General features: G+C 66.3%; 19 protein-coding genes and 1 riboswitch. Of the genes, 16 read left to right on the forward strand and 3 right to left on the reverse strand.

Annotation, left to right across the window (positions count from 1 at the left end; genetic code table 11):
- Window positions 1-46 precede the first annotated feature (46 nt).
- Together FFI87_RS01775 and FFI87_RS01780 are read left to right on the forward strand one after the other, a co-directional pair.
- Complete coding sequence (locus FFI87_RS01775) at window positions 47-4,750, forward strand: glutamate synthase-related protein (protein ID WP_138848349.1); 4,704 nt, start codon at window positions 47-49, stop codon at window positions 4,748-4,750.
- An 85-nt stretch (window positions 4,751-4,835) separates the two neighbouring features.
- Window positions 4,836-6,302, forward strand: a complete 1,467-nt coding sequence (locus FFI87_RS01780; RefSeq protein ID WP_012362916.1) for a glutamate synthase subunit beta — start codon at window positions 4,836-4,838, stop codon at window positions 6,300-6,302.
- A gap of 126 nt (window positions 6,303-6,428) precedes the next feature.
- Here FFI87_RS01780 and FFI87_RS01785 read toward each other — a convergent pair whose 3' ends face one another.
- Both FFI87_RS01785 and FFI87_RS01790 read right to left on the reverse strand, forming a co-directional pair.
- A complete protein-coding gene (locus FFI87_RS01785) occupies window positions 6,429-6,803 on the reverse strand; it encodes a hypothetical protein (protein WP_175711924.1) in 375 nt (124 codons plus the stop codon).
- A gap of 51 nt (window positions 6,804-6,854) precedes the next feature.
- A complete protein-coding gene (locus tag FFI87_RS01790; protein WP_261378485.1) occupies window positions 6,855-7,907 on the reverse strand; it encodes a lipid II-degrading bacteriocin in 1,053 nt (350 codons plus the stop codon).
- Window positions 7,908-8,664: 757 nt separating this feature from the next.
- Between FFI87_RS01790 and FFI87_RS01800 the strand changes: the two genes are divergently transcribed.
- Complete coding sequence (locus FFI87_RS01800) at window positions 8,665-10,155, forward strand: alanine/glycine:cation symporter family protein (protein ID WP_138848345.1); 1,491 nt, start codon at window positions 8,665-8,667, stop codon at window positions 10,153-10,155.
- A complete protein-coding gene (gene thpR, locus FFI87_RS01805) occupies window positions 10,152-10,700 on the forward strand; it encodes an RNA 2',3'-cyclic phosphodiesterase (protein WP_138848344.1) in 549 nt (182 codons plus the stop codon). The genes FFI87_RS01800 and thpR overlap by 4 nt, the downstream gene beginning before the upstream one ends.
- A 65-nt stretch (window positions 10,701-10,765) precedes the next feature.
- Here the strand turns inward: thpR and FFI87_RS01810 are convergent, their stop codons facing one another.
- Entirely contained in the window at window positions 10,766-12,535 is a 1,770-nt protein-coding gene (locus FFI87_RS01810) for an ABC transporter ATP-binding protein/permease (RefSeq protein ID WP_138848343.1), read from the reverse strand.
- A gap of 269 nt (window positions 12,536-12,804) precedes the next feature.
- A riboswitch (TPP riboswitch) is annotated at window positions 12,805-12,928 on the forward strand.
- 234 nt (window positions 12,929-13,162) lie between these two features.
- On the opposite strand from FFI87_RS01810, the gene FFI87_RS01820 reads away from it, so the two are divergent.
- The 12 genes from FFI87_RS01820 (at window position 13,163) to FFI87_RS01875 (ending at window position 22,718) form a co-directional block, all read left to right on the forward strand.
- Window positions 13,163-14,299, forward strand: a complete 1,137-nt coding sequence (locus FFI87_RS01820) for an FAD-dependent oxidoreductase (protein WP_138848342.1) — start codon at window positions 13,163-13,165, stop codon at window positions 14,297-14,299.
- A 32-nt stretch (window positions 14,300-14,331) separates the two neighbouring features.
- Window positions 14,332-14,529, forward strand: a complete 198-nt coding sequence (gene thiS, locus FFI87_RS01825) for a sulfur carrier protein ThiS (protein ID WP_006762101.1) — start codon at window positions 14,332-14,334, stop codon at window positions 14,527-14,529.
- 38 nt (window positions 14,530-14,567) lie between these two features.
- On the forward strand, window positions 14,568-15,383 hold the full coding sequence (locus FFI87_RS01830) for a thiazole synthase (protein ID WP_006755423.1): 816 nt from the start codon (window positions 14,568-14,570) through the stop codon (window positions 15,381-15,383).
- The gene (thiE, locus tag FFI87_RS01835) at window positions 15,380-16,504 is read left to right on the forward strand and encodes a thiamine phosphate synthase (protein WP_138848341.1); all 1,125 of its coding nucleotides are present in this window, start codon (window positions 15,380-15,382) and stop codon (window positions 16,502-16,504) included. The genes FFI87_RS01830 and thiE overlap by 4 nt, the downstream gene beginning before the upstream one ends.
- 84 nt (window positions 16,505-16,588) lie before the next feature.
- Window positions 16,589-17,410 carry an ABC transporter ATP-binding protein gene (locus FFI87_RS01840; protein ID WP_011655795.1) on the forward strand — a complete coding sequence of 274 codons (822 nt, stop codon included), beginning with the start codon at window positions 16,589-16,591 and terminating at the stop codon, window positions 17,408-17,410.
- Window positions 17,407-18,174 carry a lipid asymmetry maintenance ABC transporter permease subunit MlaE gene (gene mlaE, locus FFI87_RS01845; protein ID WP_011655796.1) on the forward strand — a complete coding sequence of 256 codons (768 nt, stop codon included), beginning with the start codon at window positions 17,407-17,409 and terminating at the stop codon, window positions 18,172-18,174. The genes FFI87_RS01840 and mlaE overlap by 4 nt, the downstream gene beginning before the upstream one ends.
- A gap of 24 nt (window positions 18,175-18,198) precedes the next feature.
- Entirely contained in the window at window positions 18,199-18,768 is a 570-nt protein-coding gene (gene mlaD, locus FFI87_RS01850; protein WP_041489744.1) for an outer membrane lipid asymmetry maintenance protein MlaD, read from the forward strand.
- A gap of 32 nt (window positions 18,769-18,800) precedes the next feature.
- Entirely contained in the window at window positions 18,801-19,745 is a 945-nt protein-coding gene (locus FFI87_RS01855) for a VacJ family lipoprotein (RefSeq protein ID WP_138848516.1), read from the forward strand.
- 110 nt (window positions 19,746-19,855) lie between these two features.
- On the forward strand, window positions 19,856-20,485 hold the full coding sequence (locus FFI87_RS01860) for a phospholipid-binding protein MlaC (RefSeq protein WP_041489891.1): 630 nt from the start codon (window positions 19,856-19,858) through the stop codon (window positions 20,483-20,485).
- Window positions 20,482-20,757, forward strand: coding sequence for a lipid asymmetry maintenance protein MlaB (locus FFI87_RS01865; protein WP_006751811.1), 276 nt, complete (start codon window positions 20,482-20,484; stop codon window positions 20,755-20,757). The genes FFI87_RS01860 and FFI87_RS01865 overlap by 4 nt, the downstream gene beginning before the upstream one ends.
- Before the next feature lie 192 nt (window positions 20,758-20,949).
- Complete coding sequence (locus tag FFI87_RS01870; protein ID WP_012362928.1) at window positions 20,950-21,876, forward strand: ABC transporter ATP-binding protein; 927 nt, start codon at window positions 20,950-20,952, stop codon at window positions 21,874-21,876.
- Window positions 21,873-22,718 (forward strand): ABC transporter permease, encoded by an 846-nt coding sequence (locus tag FFI87_RS01875; protein ID WP_011655801.1) that lies wholly within the window; start codon window positions 21,873-21,875, stop codon window positions 22,716-22,718. The genes FFI87_RS01870 and FFI87_RS01875 overlap by 4 nt, the downstream gene beginning before the upstream one ends.
- The last annotated feature ends 47 nt before the right edge of the window (window positions 22,719-22,765 follow it).

Raw genomic sequence — 22,765 nt, forward strand, 5'->3', positions numbered from 1 at the left:
AAAATGGTTCAACGGCCTTCGAGGCCCCCTTTACGACGGTGTCCCCATGAACGACCACCAGAAGCCGCTCGCCGCGGTGCCCGCCGCACAAGGTCTGTACGACCCGCAAAACGAACACGACGCCTGCGGCGTCGGCTTCGTCGCTCACATCAAGGGCAAGAAGAGCCACGAGATCATTCAGCAGGGTCTTAAGATCCTCGAGAACCTCGATCACCGCGGCGCCGTCGGTGCCGATCCGCTGATGGGCGACGGCGCCGGCATCCTGATCCAGATTCCGGACGCGTTCTATCGCGAGGAGATGTCGAAGCAGGGCGTGACGCTGCCGCCGGCTGGCGAATATGGGGTCGGCATGATCTTCCTGCCGAAGGAAAACGCGTCGCGTCTCGCGTGCGAGCAGGAACTCGAGCGGACGGTGCGGGCCGAGGGGCAGGTCGTGCTCGGCTGGCGCGACGTGCCGGTCGACCATGCGATGCCGATCTCGCCGACGGTGAAGGCGAGCGAGCCGCTGATCCGCCAGATCTTCATCGGCCGCGGCAAGGACATCATGGTGACGGACGCGCTCGAGCGGAAGCTGTACGTGATCCGCAAGACCGCGAGCCACCGCATCCAGGCGCTGAAACTCAAGCACGGCAAGGAATACTTCGTGCCGTCGATGTCGGCGCGCACGGTCGTCTACAAGGGGCTGCTGCTGGCAGGCCAGGTCGGCGTGTATTACCGCGACCTGCAGGACGCGCGCGTCGTGTCGGCGCTCGCGCTTGTGCACCAGCGCTTCTCGACCAACACGTTCCCGGCATGGGAACTCGCTCACCCGTACCGGATGATCGCGCACAACGGCGAGATCAACACCGTGAAGGGCAACGTGAACTGGCTGAACGCGCGTACCGGCGCGATCGCGTCGCACGTGCTCGGCGACGACCTCCCGAAGCTCTGGCCGCTGATCTACCCGGGCCAGTCGGACACCGCGTCGTTCGACAACTGTCTCGAACTGCTGGTGATGGCCGGCTACCCGCTCGTGCACGCGGTGATGATGATGATCCCGGAAGCGTGGGAACAGCACACGCTGATGGACGACAACCGCCGCGCGTTCTACGAATACCACGCCGCGATGATGGAGCCGTGGGACGGCCCCGCCGCGATCGCGTTCACCGACGGCCGCCAGATCGGCGCGACGCTCGACCGTAACGGCCTGCGCCCGGCGCGCTACATCGTCACGGACGACGACCTCGTCATCATGGCGTCGGAAGCCGGCACGCTGCCGATCCCCGAATCGAAGATCGTCAAGAAGTGGCGCCTGCAGCCGGGCAAGATGTTCCTGATCGACATGGAACACGGCCGCATCATCGACGACAAGGAGCTCAAGGACAACCTCGCGAACGCGAAGCCGTACAAGAGCTGGATCGATGCCGTGCGCATCAAGCTCGACGAGATCGAGCCGAAGGCCGAGGACGTCGCGGCCGGCCGCACGCAGGGCGCCGCGCTGCTCGACCGCCAGCAGGCGTTCGGCTATACGCAGGAAGACCTGAAGTTCCTGATGGCGCCGATGGCGCAGCAGGGTGAGGAAGCCGTCGGTTCGATGGGCAACGACTCGCCGCTCGCGGTGATGTCGAACAAGAACAAGACGCTCTATCACTACTTCAAGCAGCTATTCGCGCAGGTCACGAACCCGCCGATCGACCCGATCCGCGAAAACATGGTCATGTCGCTCGTGTCGTTCATCGGCCCGAAGCCGAACCTGCTCGACACGAACAACATCAACCCGCCGATGCGTCTCGAAGTGTCGCAGCCGGTGCTCGACTTCAAGGACATCGCGAAGATCCGCGCGATCGACCAGTACACGGGCGGCAAGTTCAGCGCATACGAGCTGAACATCTGCTACCCGGTCGCATGGGGCAAGGAAGGCATCGAGGCGCGCCTCGCGTCGCTGTGCGCGGAAGCCGTCGACGCGGTCAAGTCGGGCTACAACATGCTGATCGTGTCGGACCGCAAGACGGACGCCGAACACGTCGCGATTCCGGCGCTGCTCGCCACGTCGGCGATCCACACGCACCTCGTCCAGCAAGGGCTGCGCACGAGCACGGGCCTCGTCGTCGAGACGGGCTCGGCACGTGAGACGCACCATTTCGCGCTGCTCGCGGGCTACGGCGCGGAAGCCGTCCACCCGTACCTCGCGATGGAAACGCTCGCGAAGATGGCCGAAGGCCTGCCGGGCGACCTGTCGCCGGAGAAGGCCGTCTACAACTTCACGAAGGCGGTCGGCAAGGGGCTGCAGAAGGTGATGTCGAAGATGGGCATCTCGACATACATGTCGTACACGGGCGCGCAGATCTTCGAAGCGCTCGGCCTGTCGAGCGACCTCGTCGAGAAGTACTTCAAGGGCACGGCGTCGAAGGTCGGCGGCATCGGCCTGTTCGAAGTCGCGGAAGAAGCGATCCGCCTGCACCGCGATGCGTTCGGCGACAACCCGGTCCTGCGCGACATGCTCGACGCGGGCGGCGAGTACGCGTACCGCGTGCGCGGCGAAGACCACATGTGGACGCCGGACTCGATCGCGAAGCTCCAGCACGCGACGCGTAGCAACTCGTACCAGACGTACAAGGAATACGCGCACCTGATCAACGACCAGACCAAGCGTCACATGACGTTCCGCGGCCTGTTCGAGTTCAAGGTCGAGCCGACCAAGGCGATCCCGATCGACGACGTCGAGCCGGCGAAGGACATCGTCAAGCGCTTCGCGACCGGCGCGATGTCGCTCGGTTCGATCAGCACCGAAGCGCACGCGACGCTCGCGATCGCGATGAACCGGATCGGCGGCAAGTCGAACACCGGCGAAGGCGGCGAGGACGAGAAGCGTTATCGCAACGAGCTGCGCGGCATTCCGATCAAGTCGGGCGAGACGCTGAAGTCGGTGATCGGTGACGAGATCGTCAGCGACATTGCGCTGAAGGACGGCGATTCGCTGCGCTCGAAGATCAAGCAGGTCGCGTCGGGCCGCTTCGGCGTCACCGCCGAGTACCTCGCATCGGCCGATCAGATCCAGATCAAGATGGCGCAGGGCGCGAAGCCGGGCGAAGGCGGCCAGCTGCCGGGCCACAAGGTGTCGGAATACATCGGCAAGCTGCGCTACTCGGTGCCGGGCGTCGGCCTGATCTCGCCGCCGCCGCACCACGACATCTACTCGATCGAGGATCTGGCGCAGCTGATCCACGACCTTAAGAACGTGAACCCGAGCTCGAGCATCTCGGTGAAGCTCGTGTCGGAAGTGGGCGTCGGCACGGTTGCGGCCGGTGTCGCGAAGGCGAAGGCCGATCACGTCGTGATCGCGGGCCACGACGGCGGCACGGGCGCATCGCCGCTGTCGTCGGTCAAGCATGCGGGCACGCCGTGGGAACTCGGCCTGGCCGAAACGCAGCAGACGCTGGTGCTGAACCGCCTGCGCGGCCGGATCCGCGTGCAGGCCGACGGCCAGATGAAGACGGGCCGTGACGTCGTGATCGGCGCGCTGCTCGGCGCGGACGAATTCGGCTTCGCGACGGCACCGCTCGTCGTCGAAGGCTGCATCATGATGCGCAAGTGCCACCTGAACACGTGCCCGGTCGGCGTCGCGACGCAGGATCCGGTGCTGCGTGCGAAGTTCAAGGGCCAGCCCGAGCACGTCGTGAACTACTTCTTCTTCGTCGCTGAAGAAGTGCGCGAGATCATGGCGCAGCTCGGCATCGCGAAGTTCGACGACCTGATCGGCCGCGCCGACCTGCTCGATACGCGCAAGGGCATCGAGCACTGGAAGGCGAAGGGCCTCGACTTCTCGCGCGTGTTCTACCAGCCGGAGGAGTGCGAGGGCGTCGCGCCGCGTCACGTCGACGTGCAGGATCACGGCCTCGAGCGGGCGCTCGACCACGTGCTGATCGAGAAGGCGAAGGCCGCGATCGAGAACGGCGAGCATGTGTCGTTCATCCAGCCGGTGCGCAACGTGAACCGTACCGTCGGCGCGATGCTGTCGGGCGTGATCGCGAAGAAGCACGGCCACGACGGCCTGGCCGACGACGCGGTGCACATCCAGCTGAAGGGCACGGCCGGCCAGAGCTTCGGCGCATTCCTCGCGAAGGGCGTGACGCTCGACCTCGTCGGCGACGGCAACGACTACGTCGGCAAGGGCCTGTCGGGCGGCCGGATCATCATCCGTCCGACCAACGACTTCCGCGGCAAGTCCGAGGAAAACATCATCTGCGGCAACACGGTGATGTACGGCGCGATCGAAGGCGAGGCGTTCTTCCGCGGCGTCGCGGGCGAGCGTTTCTGCGTGCGCAACTCGGGTGCGACGGCGGTCGTCGAAGGCACGGGCGACCACGGTTGCGAATACATGACGGGCGGCACGGTCGTCGTGCTCGGCGAAACCGGGCGCAACTTCGCGGCCGGCATGTCGGGCGGCCTCGCGTACATCTACGATCCGGAAGGCACGTTCGCGGCGAAGTGCAACAAGTCGATGGTCGCACTCGATCCGGTGCTGCAGCAGGCCGAGCAGGAGCGTACGGTCGACCGCGCGCTCTGGCATGCAGGCATGACCGACGAAGCGCTGCTCAAGGGGCTCGTCGAGCGTCATTTCCAGTTCACGGGTTCGCCGCGCGCGAAGTCGCTGCTGGAAAACTGGGACGCGGCGCGCCGCCAGTTCGTGAAGGTGTTCCCGCACGAATACAAGCGCGCGCTGGGCGAGATCGGTGCGAAGAAGGCGGCGAAGGAAGTGCTGGCCGCCTGAGCGACGAACGACATAGCGAATGCCGCGCGCGCATGACTGCCGCGCGCGGCTCCCCCACCCGATACACCGAACAGAAGAGCACCTTATGGGCAAGGCAACCGGTTTTCTGGAGTTCGAACGCCGCCACGAGGCGTACGAAGCACCGCTCACGCGCGTGAAGCATTACAAGGAATTCGTCGCGGCGCTGACCGACGCGGACGCGAAGGTCCAGGGCGCGCGCTGCATGGATTGCGGCATCCCGTTCTGCAACAACGGCTGCCCGGTCAACAACATCATCCCGGACTTCAACGATCTCGTTTACCGCCAGGACTGGCAGCAGGCGATCGAAGTCCTGCATTCGACCAACAACTTCCCCGAGTTCACGGGCCGCATCTGCCCGGCGCCGTGCGAGGCGGCGTGCACGCTCGGGATCAACGACGATCCGGTCGGCATCAAGTCGATCGAGCACGCGATCATCGACAAGGCCTGGGCGGAAGGCTGGGTGAAGCCGCTGCCGCCCGAGCACAAGACCGGCAAGACGGTCGCGGTCGTCGGTTCGGGCCCCGCGGGCCTCGCCGTCGCGCAGCAGCTCGCGCGTGCGGGCCACGACGTGACGGTGTTCGAGAAGAACGATCGCATCGGCGGCCTGCTACGTTACGGGATCCCCGACTTCAAGCTCGAGAAGTGGCTGATCGATCGCCGCATGCGCCAGATGGAAGCGGAAGGCGTGACGTTCCGCACCAGCGTGTTCATCGGCAAGGATCCGCTGCCCGAGTCGATCGGCAGTCTCGCGAAGGAAACCATTTCGCCGGAGCAGCTGAAGGAAGAATTCGACGCGGTCGTGATCGCGGGCGGTTCGGAAACGCCGCGCGACCTGCCGGTGCCGGGCCGCGAGCTCGCCGGCGTCCATTTCGCGATGGACTTCCTGCCGCAGCAGAACCGCGTGAACGCGGGCGACAAGCTCGTCGACCAGCTGCTCGCGAAGGGCAAGCACGTGATCGTGATCGGCGGCGGCGATACGGGTTCGGACTGCGTCGGCACGTCGAACCGTCACGGCGCGAAGCAGGTCACGCAGTTCGAGCTGCTGCCGCAGCCGCCGGAAGAGGAAAACAAGCCGCTCGTGTGGCCGTACTGGCCGATCAAGCTGCGCACGTCGTCGTCGCACGAAGAAGGCTGCGAGCGTGACTGGGCGGTCGCGACGAAGCGTCTCGAAGGCAAGAACGGCAAGGTCGAGAAGCTGATCGCGGTGCGCGTCGAGTGGAAGGACGGCAAGATGCAGGAAGTGCCGGGCTCCGAATTCGAGATGAAGGCCGACCTGGTGCTGCTCGCGATGGGCTTCACGCAGCCGGCAGCCACCGTGCTCGAGGCGTTCGGCGTCGCGAAGGATGCGCGCGGCAACGCGCGTGCGGCAACCGAAGGCGATCGCTCGTACTACACGTCGGTCGACAAGGTGTTCGCGGCAGGCGACATGCGCCGCGGCCAGTCGCTCGTCGTGTGGGCGATCCGCGAAGGCCGCCAGTGCGCGCGCTCGGTCGACGCGTATCTGATGGGGCATTCGAACCTGCCGCGATAAGCCGACGCGCGAGCAGATTTCGATGAGAGCCGGGCGTCCGAAAGGGCGCCCGGTTTTTTTTATGGAACACCGGTTACAGGAGCGGCTGCTCGGAGCAATTGGGGGCGATGCTCCCTGTGAGCGGAGTCATTGCGTCGGCGTCGCAGGCACAAGAGGAAGTTTTTGAATCTTCCCGAAGCCGGTGACGCGGCCATTGCAATCGATCGTCGCAACGTAGTTTCCGTCCGGTGCTCTCAGATCGAATCCCCACCAACCATACGTGTCGGCATGGTAGCGCGGCTTTCCCACGAATTCCGCGTCGTCCGGATAGACGTGCTGTTCTTTCGCGAACGCCAGAATTTTTGCTTCGAGCTCTTCGACGGAAGCGCCCGGACAGTAGCCGGCGTCTTTCTCGTATCTCGCAATTCCGACAATGACGAGAAATGCGATGAGAGTCGCCGCGGCCACAGCGACACTAGCAAGTACGATACGAACGACCTGTCTAGCAGCTGTCGAAGTCATGGCGGTCGGCTCTCCCAACGAACACAGGGCCAATGTGACACTGATTGCAGTCTACTGGGGTCCGGGGCGCATAAGGCCACCGAACGATGGCCGGTGAACCGCTTGCGGTGGACGCGTTTGCCCGTTCTGAATCGTTCTTTGACCTGAGAACGAGACCTCCTTTTCACCAGTGAAGTAGATTTGATAATCGGCATGTCCGAGCATGGAGCCAATTTCTCTCAACACGGTAGTCATCCACTCTTGTAGAAACGGACGATTGGAGCTATCGGCGTCGAATTTGTCTGGATTCAACGTGTAGGAGCCAACGAATCGATAGGTATTGTCCTGCAGCATCGTCAAGGTCCCTCGTACGTGCCCGGAGACACGCCCTACAGTCGTGGCGGACCAGAAGTCATGGGCACCGTGGTTGAAGATGTTTGTGCTGAATGGTCCGTCGATTGAGTAGGTGCCCGGGCCATATCCTGGATTGTCGATGCTGTCCTGGATCAACTTGAAATCGGAAGCGCTCATTCTCAAATTCATGGATTCCAGGTTGATTGATCTGCGCTCGCCATTTCCGAACACCCAGTAGTAGACGGCCCCAATGAACATGAAGGGATTGCCGTAAAACTGGAACTCGGAGACCGGCCGGATGCCGTTCAGCTGATTTGCATAGATGCCGAACAGTGTCGAAACATCACCATACTGGCCCAGGGCGACGTTAAGGTTGTATGAATTCGCTCCTGGGAAATTCTGATAGCCGCCTCGTGCCAGCCACCCGGTAAATTCGCCGACCAACGTCAGTTGGTTGCGCCAAAAAATCTCGTTGCGGGACTCGAACAGGAATTTGAAGAATTCCTCCGTGGTGGAGATCATGTCGCCATGATCAGCGTTATTGAACATCTCCGTGGCGGAACAGTATCTACCGAAGCACAGAAGCTTGGGATAACCGAGTGCGGCCTCTGACATCGCCCCTCCTCCGCCGACCTTGTTTGAAAATCCGTCGAGACTGGGGAGGCGCGGTGCGTTGGCCGAAATTTCCGGCAACACATTGGTTTGTGCCAAGCTGATTGATTGTTTCAACAGTGCATAAATCGGGAGGTAGGGTGACGCCGCGACGAGCATTCTCCTTTTTCTATGTCGTTGCGTTTGCTCGGCGACGTGGTCCGATGAAGAGCCTCGCTTCCTCATTTTGCATCTCCTTCGCTGTCAAATAGTTTGCAATCCGAAGTTGTTAGGATTCGTGCTTTTCGACCATTGATGCAAGTGGGACTCTATGTGTCGTTGTCTTTGGCGGCCACGATGTGTTCAGTTTTGCCCCTTCGGGCGAATGCTTGCGCAAAATTTCCGTGGGGGTATCTGGCGAGGAGTCCTGGAGTTTCAGGATGTTCCGATCGCGCGGGAAGCTTCTACTACATGGCGCGACGGCATGGCTGGTGAAATTTTGTGTTGCTGATAGGAATCAAACTGAGCGCGCGGGCTGGGCGACGGGAAGGAGCAACGGTCTGCGCCGCCTATTCGGTGATCCGGTCTTGAAAATGTTTCGGAATGTCAAAGGTTGCGAATCGCCCGCAACAGGGTTTTCGCGTGGGATCGCCCCATGCAGGAGGCAAAGGCTGAGGTCGAGTACTCCGTATGGCTGGCGAATGCGGACTGGGCGACGGGCGTAAGTGCAGCGGCATGCGCCCGTCGTCGTGTCAGCTCTTGCACCTGCCGCATTTCCCCCAAGCGTCACCTAACCTGATCACATCGAGTATTGATTTTCCGCCCTCCGATTCCTTTCAATTTGTAATAATCCTTGGAAACTGTCATATCATGTCGCCCCTCCGGCCGCGTTCGCGTGGCAGCCGAATATGACTTACCCCGTTTACAAGGATTCTGGATGGAAGCATTCGTGCAAGGGCTGATCGATGCGGTCAACGGCGTGCTGTGGAACTATGTGCTGATCGCGCTGCTGCTCGGCGTGGGCGCGTGGTTCACGCTGCGGTTCCGGATGATCCAGTTGAAGGCGCTGTTCCTCAGCATGAAGCTGGTCGGCAGCAAGGGCGAGCCGGGCAGCATCTCGTCGTTCCAGGCATTCGCGACCGGCCTCGCGAGCCGCGTGGGCACCGGCAACATCGCGGGTGTCGCGGTCGCGCTGACGGTCGGCGGGCCCGGCGCGATCTTCTGGATGTGGATGACGGCGCTCGTCGGCATGTCGTCCGCGTTCGTCGAGGCGACGCTCGCGCAGATCTTCAAGGTGTCGCATCCGGACGGCAGCTATCGCGGCGGCCCCGCTTACTACATCCAGACAGGCCTGCGCTCGCGCGGCTTCGGCGTGCTGTTCTCGCTGTCGCTGATCCTCGCGTTCGGCTTCGTGTTCAACGCGGTGCAGGCCAATGCGATCGCCGATGCATTTCACACTTCGTTCGGCTGGAGCCGCGAGACGGTCGGCCTCGGCCTCGTGCTGCTCACCGCGCCGCTCATCTTCGGCGGCATTCGCCGCATCGCGTCGGTCGCGCAGGTGATCGTGCCGGTGATGGCGATCGGCTACCTCGCGCTGGCCGTCTACGCGGTCGCGACGCACGCGGCGCTGGTGCCGGGCGTGCTCGCGCTGATCGTGAAGAGCGCGTTCGGGCTCGAGCAGGCGGCGGGCGGCCTGACCGGCTATGCGGTCAGCCAGGCAGTCGGGATGGGCGTGAAACGCGGGCTGTTCTCGAACGAAGCCGGCATGGGTAGCGCGCCGAACGCGGCCGCGACCGCGAGCGTGCGGCATCCGGTCGTGCAGGGGCTGATCCAGATGCTCGGCGTGTTCGTCGACACGATCGTGATCTGCAGCGCGACCGCGTTCGTGATCCTGCTGTCGGGCCAGTACGAACTCGGCACCGGCATGGAAGGCGCGGCGCTCACGCAGCGCGCGATCGCGAGTCACGTCGGCGGTTGGGGCGGCATCTACATGGCCGTCGCGATCTTCTTTTTCGCGTACTCGTCGGTGATCGGCAACTACGCGTATGCGGAAGGCAACGTCGAGTTCATCACGAAGCGGCGCGGCGTGCTGCCGCTGTTCCGCATCGCGGTGCTCGGGATGGTGATGTTCGGCAGCGTCGGGCAACTGCCGCTGGTGTGGGCGATGGCCGATACGAGCATGGGGCTGATGGCGATCATCAACCTGGTCGCGATTCTCGCGCTCGGCAAGTATGCGCATGCCGCGTGGCGCGACTATCGCCACCAGCGCGCGCAGGGCATTGCCGAACCGGTGTTCACGCGCAACACGATTCCCGAGCTCGCACGCGTGCTGCCGGCCGACGTGTGGGGCGAGCACGGCCCGTTGCCGCTGCGTCCGGCTTCGTCCGATGCGGTGGCCGAAGCCCGCGTCGCGGTGCGCGAGTCATGAACGGCGACCGGCTCCGTGCGTTCGTCGCGCTGATGCCCGATACGGCATCGCGCGACGCGCTGCAGGCGCTGCCGGTCACGCGCGGCGCACGGCGCACGCTGCCCGCGCAACTGCACGTGACGCTTGCGTTCATCGGCGCGATCGAACGTGCGCGGTGCGACGCGCTGGCCGCGCGGCTGCCGGCGCTTGCGAGCGCGCATGCGCTGCCGTTGCAGCGGGTCGAGCGGATCGCGTGGTGGCCGAGCCTGCCGCGCGCGCGGCTGATCGTCGCGGAACTCGCCGCCGATCCCGCCTGTGCGGCGCTGAATGCCGATTTGTCCGCGCTGTTGCGCGAGCTGGGCGTGCCGGCCGACCGCCGGCCGTTCCGGCCGCATGTGACGCTCGCGCGGCTGCCGCGCGATGCTGACGGCCAGCCTGCACACGGCGGCGCGACCGGCCGGCCGGTCGCGGTGCGCTTCGTCGCGCTGACGCTGTTCGAAAGCCGCCTGTCGCACGACGGTGTGTCGCATGTGCCGATCGTGTCGGTGCCGATCGGGCGGGCGTAGCGGGAAGGGGGCAGGACGAACGAGAGAAGGCCGGCGCGGTGTGCGCCGGCCTTTTGCTTTTGCGGTTAAGCGGCGACCTTGTCGGTGTCGGTCACGCGCTCGACGTTGATCATGCCGACGTGGAACGCGGCCAGCGATTCGCGGTGGGCGATGCTGACGATCGCGGCCTTCGGCAGCCGTTCGGCGAACAGGTGATACAGCCGTGCTTCGTTGTCCGCGTCGAGCGCGCTCGTCGCTTCGTCGAGGAACAGGAAGTCCGGCTTGTGCAGCAGCACGCGCGCGCCGGCGAGACGCTGCTGTTCGCCGGGCGACAGCACGCGCGTCCAGTGGCCGGTCTCGTCGAGGCGCCCGACGTAGTCTTCGAGGCGGCACGCGCGCAGCGCGTCGCGGCATGCATCGTCGGTGAACGCGTCGGGCGGCGCCGGATAGGTGAGCGCGGCCTTCAGCGTGCCGATCGGCAAGTAGCTCGTCTGCGGCACGAACATCATCCGCGCGCCGACCGGCGCGTCGATCGCGCCGTCGCCGAACGGCCACAGGCCCGCGAGCGCACGCATGAACGTGCTCTTGCCGGAACCCGACTTGCCGATCACAAGCCAGCGCGAGCCGGGTTCGATCGTCAGGTTCCCGATGTTCGCGAGCGCGGTGCCGTTCGGCAGCGCGAGCTTCAGCGACGATGTGGACAGCTTCGCGGCATCGACGTAGTGCAGGTTGATGCCGCCGTGCTCGGTTGCCGGCGACAGGCTTTCCTTCAGGTGCGACGTCCCCATCACGCGCTTGAATTCACGCAGACGGTTGACGGTCGCGCGCCATTCGACGAGGGTCGAGTAACTGTTGATGAACCACGAGAACGAATCGCTGACGGTGCCGAACGCGGACGAGATCTGCATCAGCACGCCGAACGAGAACGCGCCCGCGAAATAGCGCGGCGCGGCGACGACGAGCGGGAAGATGATCGCGATCTGCCCGTAGAAGCTCAGCACGAACGTGAGGCGCTTCGTGTACTTCATCACGCGCCACCAGTTGTCGCGAATGCGCATGAACAGGCTCTGCGCGTTGCGGGTCTCGGTTTTCTCGCCGTCGTAGAACGCGATCTGCTCGGCGTTCTCGCGCACGCGGATCAGCCCGAAGCGGAAATCGGCCTCGACGCGCTGCTGCTGGTAGTTGATCGACACGAGCGGGTGGCCGACCTTCTGGATGATCAGCGAGCCGACCACCGCGTACAGCGCGGCCGCCCACACCATGTAGCCGGGGATCGTGATCGGCGTCGCGCCGAGCGAGAGCGTCAGCGCGCCGGCGAGCGACCACAGGATCGTGATGAACGACACGAGCGTGACGACCGTCGACAGCAGGTCGAGCGACAGCGCGAGCGTCGTCGTCGCGAACGACTGGAGGTCGTCGGTGATCCGCTGGTCGGGGTTGTCGGCGAGGCGGTCGCGCTCGATCCGGTAGAACGCGCGATCGCCGAGCCACTGGCCGAGAAAGCGGTCGGTGAGCCACTGGCGCCAGCGGAACCCGAGCATCTGCCGCAGGTAGCGGCCGTACACCGCGAGGATGATGAAGCCGAACGCGAGTGCCGAGAACTGCATCAGCAGGTTCGGGAAGTCGTGGACGTCCTTCGACTGCAGTGCGTTGTAGAACTGCGCGTTCCACTTGTTCAGCTTGACGTTGATCCAGACGACGCAGAGATTGATCACGATGATCGTGACGAGCAATCCCCACGCGGTTTTCCATTCGGACGACACCCAGTAGGGCTTGATGAGGCTCCATGCGGATACCGGGCGCTCGTCCTGCGGCGCGTCTGAGGCGGAGCGGACGGGATCGATCGATTGGGTCATGTGCTTCCTGATGAGTAGCCGGCGCGCGGGCCGGGCGAAGCCGGGCGCGCGCCGCGATAAGGCATGCCGGGGCGCGGCGCCGACTGACGGCGGGCGCACGGATGGTCGCCCGCGCGTCTTAAACGGCGCTTAAGGGCCGGCGGCGACGCGGCAACCGGCCGCTCGCGCGGCCGGCCTGCGGGCATTGTGCCAGAGCGGCGCAGCGCGACGCGAATTTGCCGCAAGGGGGACAGTTTGCGGCGCTTTCCGCTTTTATGGTCTAATGGCCGACGACGAAACAGGGGTGCTTCGAGCGCGGCCGACGGTTCATTCCGGGCGACGCGGCGAGGCTGAGAAAGACCCTTCGCACCCGATCCGGGTAATACCGGCGAGGGAAGTTTCTGATCCCGCCGGGCCGCGCTGGCCGCCATCCCACATGGTCAGCGCCCGAGTCCCGCCCGGCCGGCCTTTGCTGCCGGTTTCGTCCTTTTGGGTACGCGCGTTGCGCGTTACGGAAGGAATGATGACCGCTCAATCTTCAGTCTTTTGCGCTGTTCCCGATCCGCTGTCGTGTGCGTTGGCACAGGGCGGCGCGCGCACGTCGACGTCCGTCGAGCGAGCCCGCGCGGTTCGCGGGGAGGGCGCGCGATGAACGTCCACGCTTCACGACCGGATTTCGCGGTGCTCGGCGGCGGCCTCGTCGGCCGTCTGATCGCCTGGCGGCTCGCGGGCGACGGGCATCGTGTCGCGCTGTACGAGCGCGGCGGCCCGGACGGCGAGCAGTCGGCCGCATGGATCGCGGCCGCGATGCTCGCGCCGCTCGCCGAGGCGGCGAGCGCCGAGCTGCTGATCACCGAGCTCGGCGTCGCGTCGCTCGCGCGCTGGCCGCAGTGGCTCGCGGAGCTGCCCGAACCGGTGTTCTTCCAGCATCACGGCACGCTCGTCGTCTGGCATCACGCCGATCGGGCGGAAGCGCCGCTGTTCGAGCGGCGCGTGCGCGCGAACGCGCCGGCCGAGCTGTTCGACGGCGGCTTCGTCACGCTGGCCGGCGCGCAGGTCGACGCGGCCGAGCCCGCGCTCGCGGGGCGCTTCGCGCGCGGCCTGCTGCTGCCGCGCGAAGGCCAGCTCGACAACCGGCAGGCGCTGCGCGCGCTGGCGGCGGGCCTCGCGCAGCGCGGCGTCGAGCTGCACTGGCACGCGACGATCGACGACGCGAACCGCCCCGACGCACATTTCACGATCGATTGCCGCGGCCTCGGCGCGAAAGCCGCGCTGCCCGCGCTGCGCGGCATCCGCGGCGAAGTCGCGCGGGTGCGCGCGCCCGGCATCGGGCTCACGCGGCCCGTGCGGCTGCTGCATCCGCGCTATCCGCTGTATATCGCGCCGAAACAGGACGACCTGTACGTGATCGGCGCGACCGAGGTGGAGGGCGAGGACATGTCGCCCGTCAGCGTGCGCTCCGCGCTCGAACTGCTGAGCGCGGCGTTCTCCGTGCACCCGGCGTTCGGCGAGGCGCGCATCCTCGAACTCAATGCGCAGTGCCGCCCGACGCTGCCCGACCACCGCCCGGCGGTGATCTGGGACGGCGCGACGACGCTCGCCGTCAACGGCCTGTACCGGCACGGCTTCATGATTGCTCCGGAAGTCGCGCATGCGGCGGTCGCGTTCGCGCAGGCCGCGCTCGGCGGCGCGTTCGCCGATGCCGATGCGTTCACCGCGTGGCGCGATGCCGCGCGCTGGCCGGCGCTCCTTCATCACCGCGACGACGCGCGCCAGCCGGCCTGATGCGCGCCGCCGACCGAATTCGACCAAGCCTCATGGATATCCAGATCAACCAACAGACCCTGACGCTGCCCGACGGCGCGACGGTGGCCGACGCGCTCGTCGCGTTCGGCGCGCGTCCGCCTTACGCAGTCGCGCTGAACGGCAATTTCGTCGCGCGCACGCAGCATGCGGCGCGCGCGCTCGCGACGGGCGACAAGCTCGACGTGGTGCACCCCGTCGCGGGCGGCTGAGCGCCGCCGGTTCGCCTCCGCTCTTCCAGGAAAACGACATGACGTCCCTCACTTCCGCCGACGCGCTGACGCTGTACGGCGAAACCTTCGCAAGCCGCGTGCTGCTCGGCACCTCGCGCTATCCGTCGCTGCAGTCGCTGTCCGATTCGATCGCCGCGTCGCGTCCCGGCATGGTGACGGTCGCGCTGCGCCGCCAGATGACGGGCGGCACCGCCGAGGCCGGCTTCTTCGACCTGCTCAAGCGTCACGCGGTGCCGCTGCTGCCGAACACGGCCGGTTGCCAGACCGTCGCCGAGGCGGTGACGACCGCGCACATGGCGCGCGAGGTCTTCGAGACCGACTGGATCAAGCTCGAGCTGATCGGCGACGACTACACGCTGCAGCCCGACCCGGTCGGGCTGATCGAGGCGGCCGCGCAGCTGGTCAAGGACGGCTTCAAGGTGCTGCCGTACTGCACCGAGGATCTCGTGATCGGCCGGCGCCTGCTCGACGTCGGCTGCGAGGCGCTGATGCCGTGGGGCGCGCCGATCGGCACCGGCAAGGGCGTCGTGAACCCGTACGGGCTGCGCGTGCTGCGCGAGCGGCTGCCGGACGTGCCGCTGATCGTCGACGCCGGGCTCGGCGTGCCGTCGCATGCGTGCCAGGTGATGGAATGGGGCTTCGACGGCGTGCTGCTGAACACGGCCGTGTCGCAGGCCACGCATCCGGAGATCATGGCGCGCGCGTTCGCGCAGGGTGTCGAGGCCGGCCGTGCGGCCTACCTCGCTGGGCCGATGGATGCGCGCGAGACCGCGCACGCGAGCACGCCGGTCGTGGGGATGCCGTTCTGGCATCAGGACGGGGGCGGCGCATGAGCGCGCGCTTCGCCGATGCGTTCTGGCCGCCGGCCGACGAGCTGGCCGAGGCGGCCGAGCGGATTCGCGCCCGCCTGGGTGACTGGCCGGCCGGCACGACGCCGTGGCGGCTGTGCGTCGCGGCGCCCGACGTGCCGGTCGACGGCGACGTGCTGATCGTGTCGGCCGGCGACCATGCCGCGCAGGCGCGCGCGTCGGCCGCATCGCGCCCCGCGGCGCCGGATGCGGTCGCGATCGAGTTCGACGAGCACGGCGCGACGCTGCATGCCGCGGACGTGCGCCATGCGCTGGAAGGCGCGCATCCGCTCGCCGACGACTGGATCGCGGCGCTGGCCGCGTTCCTCGATTGCGGTTTTGCGCCGATCGACGCGCTGGTGCTCGCGCTCGCGTGGCGTGACGGCGACGAGACGCGCGGCGCGGATGCGTGGCCGGTCGACGCCGCGCGATTTCCCCGCGTCGCCGGCCTGGCCGCCGCGCCCGAGCCCGCATTCCCGCCGTGCCCCGCGCAACTCGGCCTCTATCCGGTCGTCCCCGACGCCGAATGGGTCGAGCGCGTGCTCGATTGCGGCGCGCGGACCGTGCAACTGCGCGTGAAAGGTGCGGACCCCGCCGCGTTGCGCGGCGAAATCGCGCGTGCGGTGGCGGCCGGGCGTCGCTATCCCGATGCGCGCGTGTTCATCAACGATCACTGGCAGATCGCGGTAGAAGAGGGGGCGTACGGCGTACATCTGGGCCAGGAAGACCTCGAGACAGCCGATCTGGCCGCGATCGCGCGCGCCAGCCTGCGGCTCGGACTGTCGAGCCACGGCTATTACGAAATGTTGCGGGCGTTGCACGAGCGCCCGAGCTATCTCGCGCTCGGCCCCGTGTACGCGACCGCGACCAAGGCGGTCGCCGCGCCGCCGCAGGGACTCGCGCGGATCGCCCGCTATGCACGCTTCGCGGGGGCGCGGGCGCCGCTCGTCGCGATCGGCGGTGTGGGCCTCGACGCGTTGCCTGACGTGCTGGCGACGGGCGTCGGCAGCGTCGCGGTCGTCAGTGCGATAACGGGCGCGATCGATTATCGGGCGGCGGTTGTTGCGTTGCAGCAATGTTTTGCCCGACAATTTGACAATCATTGACCGCAGGGCCCGGAACGGCGTCACGACATCATTCCAATGCAGGCCCTATAATTCGGCGTTCTGCGTTAAAGGACTGTCCGCTCCGTGAGCCCCACTCCTACCGAGACTCTGCTGGAACTTCGCGACGTCGACTTTGGCTATGGCGAGCGCCTCGTCCTGTCGAACCTGAACCTGCGCTTCGGGCGCGGCCAGGTCGTCGCTGTCATGGGCGGGTCGGGCTGCGGCAAGACGACCGTGCTGCGCCTGATCGGCGGCCTGGTGCGTGCAAGCCGCGGCCAGGTGCTGTTCGACGGCGCCGACGTCGGCGCGCAGACGCGCGACGGCCTGTACGCGCTGCGCCGCAAGATGGGCATGCTGTTCCAGTTCGGCGCGCTGTTCACCGACATGTCGGTGTTCGAGAACGTCGCGTTCGCGCTGCGCGAACACACCGACCTGCCCGAAGACCTGGTCCGCGACCTCGTGCTGATGAAGCTCAACGCGGTCGGGCTGCGCGGCGCGCGCGACCTGATGCCCTCCGAGGTGTCGGGCGGGATGGCGCGCCGTATCGCGCTCGCGCGCGCGATCGCGCTCGATCCGCAGCTCATCATGTACGACGAGCCGTTCGCGGGCCTCGATCCGATCTCGCTCGGCATCACCGCGAACCTGATCCGCACGCTGAACCAGGCGCTCGGCGCGACGTCGATCCTCGTCACGCACGATGTGCCGGAATCCTTCGCGATCGCCGATTACGTGTATTTCCTGGCCAACGGCGGCGTGCTCGCGCAGGGGACGCCCGCCGAGCTGCGCGCGTCGACCGAGCCGAGCGTGCGGCAGTTCATCGACGGCGCGCCGGACGGCCCGTTCAAATTTCATTACACGAGCCCGCCGCTGGCAGCGGATTTCGGGCTCGGCGGAGGGCGCGCATGATCAGCGCGATCGGACGTTACGTCATCGGCGGCCTCGAGCGCGCGGGCTACGGCACGCGGCTGTTCGTGCGCCTCGTGCTGGAATTCTTCCCGCTGCTGCGCCGGCCGCGGCTGGTCACGAAGCAGATCCACTTCCTCGGCAACTATTCGTTCGTGATCATCGCCGTGTCGGGCCTGTTCGTCGGCTTCGTGCTCGGCCTGCAGGGCTACTACACGCTGAACCGCTACGGATCCGAGCAGGCGCTCGGCCTGCTGGTCGCGCTGTCGCTCGTGCGCGAGCTTGGGCCCGTCGTGACCGCGCTGCTGTTCGCGGGCCGCGCGGGCACGTCGCTCACGGCCGAGATCGGCCTGATGAAGGCCGGCGAGCAGCTCACCGCGCTCGAGATGATGGCCGTCGATCCGATCAAGACGGTGATCGCGCCGCGCCTGTGGGCCGGCATCATCGCGATGCCGCTGCTTGCCGCGATCTTCAACGCGGTCGGCGTGCTCGGCGGGTATTTCGTCGGCGTCGTGCTGATCGGCGTCGATCCGGGCGCGTTCTGGTCGCAGATGCAGGGCGGGGTCCAGGTGTGGGCCGACGTCGGCAACGGCGTGATCAAGAGCATCGTGTTCGGGTTCGCCGTGACCTTCATTGCACTGTTTCAAGGGTATGAAGCGAAGCCCACGCCCGAGGGCGTGTCGCGCGCGACGACCAAGACGGTCGTGTTCGCGTCGCTCGCCGTACTCGGCCTCGATTTCCTGCTGACCGCGCTGATGTTCAGCTAAGCCTCAGCCAAGCCAAATTTTGGGATGACGATGAAAAAGACTGCTCTCGACTTCTGGGTCGGCCTGTTCGTGGTGGTGGGCTTCCTTGCGGTGCTGTTCCTGGCGCTCAAGGTCGGCAACATGAGCTCGCTGTCCTTTCAGCCGACCTACTCGGTGCGGATGAAATTCGACAACATCGGCGGGCTGAAGCCGCGTGCGGCCGTGAAGAGCGCGGGCGTCGTGGTCGGCCGCGTGAAGGCGATCGGCTTCGACACCAATACGTATCAGGCGCTCGTGACGATCGACGTCGACGGCCAGTACCAGTTCCCGAAGGATTCGTCGGCGAAGATCCTGACGTCCGGCCTGCTCGGCGAGCAGTACATCGGCCTCGATCCGGGCGGTGACACCGAAATGCTGAAGTCGGGCGATACGATCACGATGACGCAGTCGGCGATCGTGCTCGAGAATCTGATCGGCCAGTTCCTGTACAGCAAGGCGGCCGACGCGGGCGGCGCGAAGCCGGCATCCGGCGCATCTGCTGCACCGGCAGCACCGGCCGCGCCCGCACCGGTCGCGGTGCCGGCGTCCGCGGTGGCCGGCTCGGCTGCCCAATAACCACACGAGAGAAAGACAAGAGGGTAATGACCATGCAGACGATCCGCATCAGGCACGCCGCGCTCGCAGTGGCGGCAGTCGCCGCGTTGAGCGGTTGCGCGACCGTACAGACGCCGACCAAGGGCGATCCGCTCGAAGGCTTCAACCGGTCGATGTACAAGTTCAACGACACGGTCGACACGTATGCGCTGAAGCCGGTCGCGAAGGGCTACCAGTACGTGGTGCCGCAGCCGGTGCGCGACAGCGTGACGAACTTCTTCTCGAACATCGGCGACGTCTACATCGCGGCGAACAACATCGTGCAGCTGCGGATCGCGGACGGCGTCGGCGACATCATGCGCGTCGTGATCAACACTGTGTTCGGCGTCGGCGGCCTGTTCGACGTCGCGACGATCGCGAAACTGCCGAAGCACACGGCCGACTTCGGGATCACGATGGGCCGCTACGGCATGCCGTCGGGCCCGTACCTCGTGCTGCCGCTGCTCGGCCCGAGCACGCTGCGCGACACGGCCGGCCTCGGCGTCGACTACGTCGGCAACCCGCTCACCTACGTGAAGCCGGACGGCCTGAGCTGGGGCCTGTTCGGCGTGAACCTGGTCAACACGCGCGCGAACCTGCTCGGCGCGGGCGACGTGCTGGATGCCGCAGCGCTCGACAAGTATTCGTTCGTACGCAACGCGTACCTGCAGCGCCGCCAGATGCTGATCAGCAACGCGCGGGGCGAGGCCGCGGCGACGTCGAGCAACGACGCGCTGCCGAAGTACGATCTGCCGGACGACGGCGCGGCCGGTACGGCGGGCGCGGCGGCGGTGGGTGGCGCGACGGCGCCGGCGGGCGCATCGGGCGCGGCGGTGCCCGCACCGGCGTCGGGCACGCCCGAAGCGCCGAACCCGGCCAGCGAAACGAACGTGCCGGCGATGCAGGTCGCGCCGCCGTCGCCGGGCGGGTTCCGCTTCCCGAGCATCCGGCTGCACTGACCCACTTACATTCGTTACAGCCGGAAACGATTCAGTCGGTAGCGTTCGCGAACTTGCGCGTAAGCTACCGGCTCCAACCTCCGCATTGACTCTTCATGCAGGTCACTATGATGAAAAAACTGTTCCTGATTCCCGTTTTCGCGGCGCTGTTCTCGTTCGGCAGCGCAGCTCACGCGCAAGTCGACCAGTCGAACCCGCAGGCGCTGATCAAGACGGCGACCCAGCAGGTGCTCGACGAGGTCAAGCAGCAGACGATCAAGCAGGGCGACACTAACCGCATCATCACGATCGTCAACAAGGACATCCTGCCGTACACGGATTTCCGTCGCACCACGCAGCTCGCGATGGGCCGCAACTGGCGCGCGGCGTCGGCCGAGCAGCAGCAGCAGGTTCAGGAGCAGTTCAAGCTGCTGCTGATCCGCACGTATTCGGGCGCGCTCGCGCAGCTGAAGCCGGACCAGCAGATCCAGTACCCGCCGTTCCGCGCCGATCCGGCCGACACCGACGTCGTCGTGAAGACGGTTGCGCTGAACAACGGCCAGCCGGTCCAGATCGACTACCGCCTGTACAAGACGTCCAACGGCTGGAAGGTGTATGACCTGAACGTGCTCGGCGCGTGGCTGATCCAGACGTACCAGCAGCAGTTCAACGAGAAGATCCAGCAAAGCGGCGTGGACGGCCTGATCAAGTTCCTGACGCAGCGCAACCAGGAACTTGCCGCGGGCAAGCAAGCTTCGTGAGCGGCTTCGCGGCCGGCTCCTCGCTGACCGTCGCGAGCGCGAAGTCCGCGCTCGCGGACGGTCTCGCGCGCATCGACGCGGGTGCCACCGCCGTCGATTGCGCGGCGCTGACGCAGTTCGACTCGTCCGCGCTCGCCGTGCTGCTCGCATGGCAACGCGCCGCGAAAGCCCGCGGCGCCACCCTCGACATCCTCAATCTCCCCCCGAAGCTCGCCAGCCTCGCGAACGCCTACGGCGTCGACGCGCTCATCGAAGGCACCGGGCGACATTGACCCTGTCCGATCGAAGCCTGCCGCGCCAGCCGGCGCGCGCACGCTTCAGGCCGCGCGCCTTCAGCGCCGGCCTCACCAGCCGGTTTGCCCTATAATCAAGCGTTTTGCGGGGCAGCCAATCGGCGTCCGGCCCCCATTTTCATCCGCAGCAAGCACAGAATAGGCGTCGCGGCCCTTGCGTCGCGCACAGTCATGTCAGCCATAGAAATCCGTCACGTCAAGAAGCGCTACAAATCGCTTCAGGCGCTCAAGGGCGTCAGCCTGTCGGTCGAGGAAGGCGAGTTTTTCGGTCTGCTCGGCCCGAACGGCGCAGGCAAGACCACGCTCATCAGTATCCTCGCCGGGCTCGCCAGGGCCGATGAAGGCAGTATCTCGGTGCTCGGCCACGACGTCGTCAAGGACTTCCGGGGCGCGCGCCGCGCGCTCGGCGTGGTGCCGCAGGAGCTCGTGTTCGATCCGTTCTTCACCGTTCGCGAGACGCTGCGGATCCAGTCCGGCTATTTCGGGCTGCGCCGCAACGACGACTGGATCGATGAAGTGATGGCCAATCTCGACCTCACCGAGAAGGCCGACGCGAACATGCGCGCGCTGTCGGGCGGAATGAAGCGCCGCGTGCTGGTCGCGCAGGCGCTCGTGCATCGTCCGCCCGTCATCGTGCTCGACGAGCCGACCGCGGGCGTCGACGTCGAACTGCGCCAGACGCTGTGGAAATTCATCTCGCGGCTGAACCGCGAGGGCCACACGATCGTCCTGACCACCCATTACCTCGAGGAAGCCGAGTCACTGTGCGACCGCATCGCGATGCTGCGTCGCGGTGAAGTCGTCGCGCTCGACCGCACCGACGCGCTGCTGCGCCGCTTCGCGGGGCTGCAGTTGTACCTGCGGCTCGCGACGGGCGCGCTGCCCGCCGAGCTGCGAGGGCTGGAGACCGATCCGGCCGCGCGCGCGCCGGGCGAGCATCTGCTGCGTCTGACGAACTACGACGACGTCGAGCGTATCCTCGCGCAGTGTCGCGCGGCGGGCTGCACGTTCGACGAGATCGAGGTCCGCAAGGCCGACCTCGAAGACGTGTTCGTCCAGGTGATGAACGGGGCCGAGGTGATCGAGGGGCTGGCATGAATCAACAACCCACACGCGAACTGCGTTCGCCCGGGGAGGCGCGGCCGCCCCGTTCCCTGCAAACGCCCGAGCCCGCCGTCGTGGCGGGAAGCGGGTTTCGGACACTGTTCTACAAGGAACTGCTGCGGTTCTGGAAGGTGTCGTTCCAGACGGTGTGCGCGCCGATCGTGACGGCGCTGCTGTATCTGACGATCTTCGGCCACGCGCTGTCGGGCCGCGTCGAGGTGTATCCGGGCGTCGAGTACGTGAGCTTTCTCGTGCCCGGCCTCGTGATGATGAGCGTGCTGCAGAACGCGTTCGCGAACAGCTCATCGTCGCTGATCCAGTCGAAGATCACCGGCAACCTCGTGTTCATGCTGCTGCCGCCGCTGTCGTACCGCGACATCTTCGGCGCGTACGTGCTCGCGTCCGTCGTGCGCGGCCTCGCGGTCGGCGCGGGCGTGTTCGTCGTGACGATCTGGTTTGTCCCGATGCATTTCGCGGCGCCGTTGTTCATCATCGCATTCGCGCTGCTCGGCTCGGCGATCCTCGGCACGCTGGGGCTGATCGCCGGGATCTGGGCCGAGAAGTTCGACCAGCTCGCCGCGTTCCAGAACTTCCTGATCATGCCGCTGACGTTCCTGTCCGGCGTGTTCTATTCGACGCACTCGCTGCCGCCCGTGTGGCGCGAGATCTCGCGTCTCAACCCGTTTTTCTACATGATCGACGGCTTCCGTTACGGGTTCTTCGGCGCGTCCGACATCAACCCGCTCGCGAGCCTCGCGATCGTCACCGGTTTCTTCGTGCTGCTCGCGATCTTCGCGATGCGGCTGCTCGCGACCGGCTACAAACTGCGTCATTGATATCGACAGGCAGCGGCCGCCCCCGGGCGGCGCGCGCCGACAGGAGC

The organism is Burkholderia sp. KBS0801 (genome assembly GCF_005937855.2).
Taxonomy (GTDB): Bacteria; Pseudomonadota; Gammaproteobacteria; order Burkholderiales; family Burkholderiaceae; genus Burkholderia; species Burkholderia ambifaria.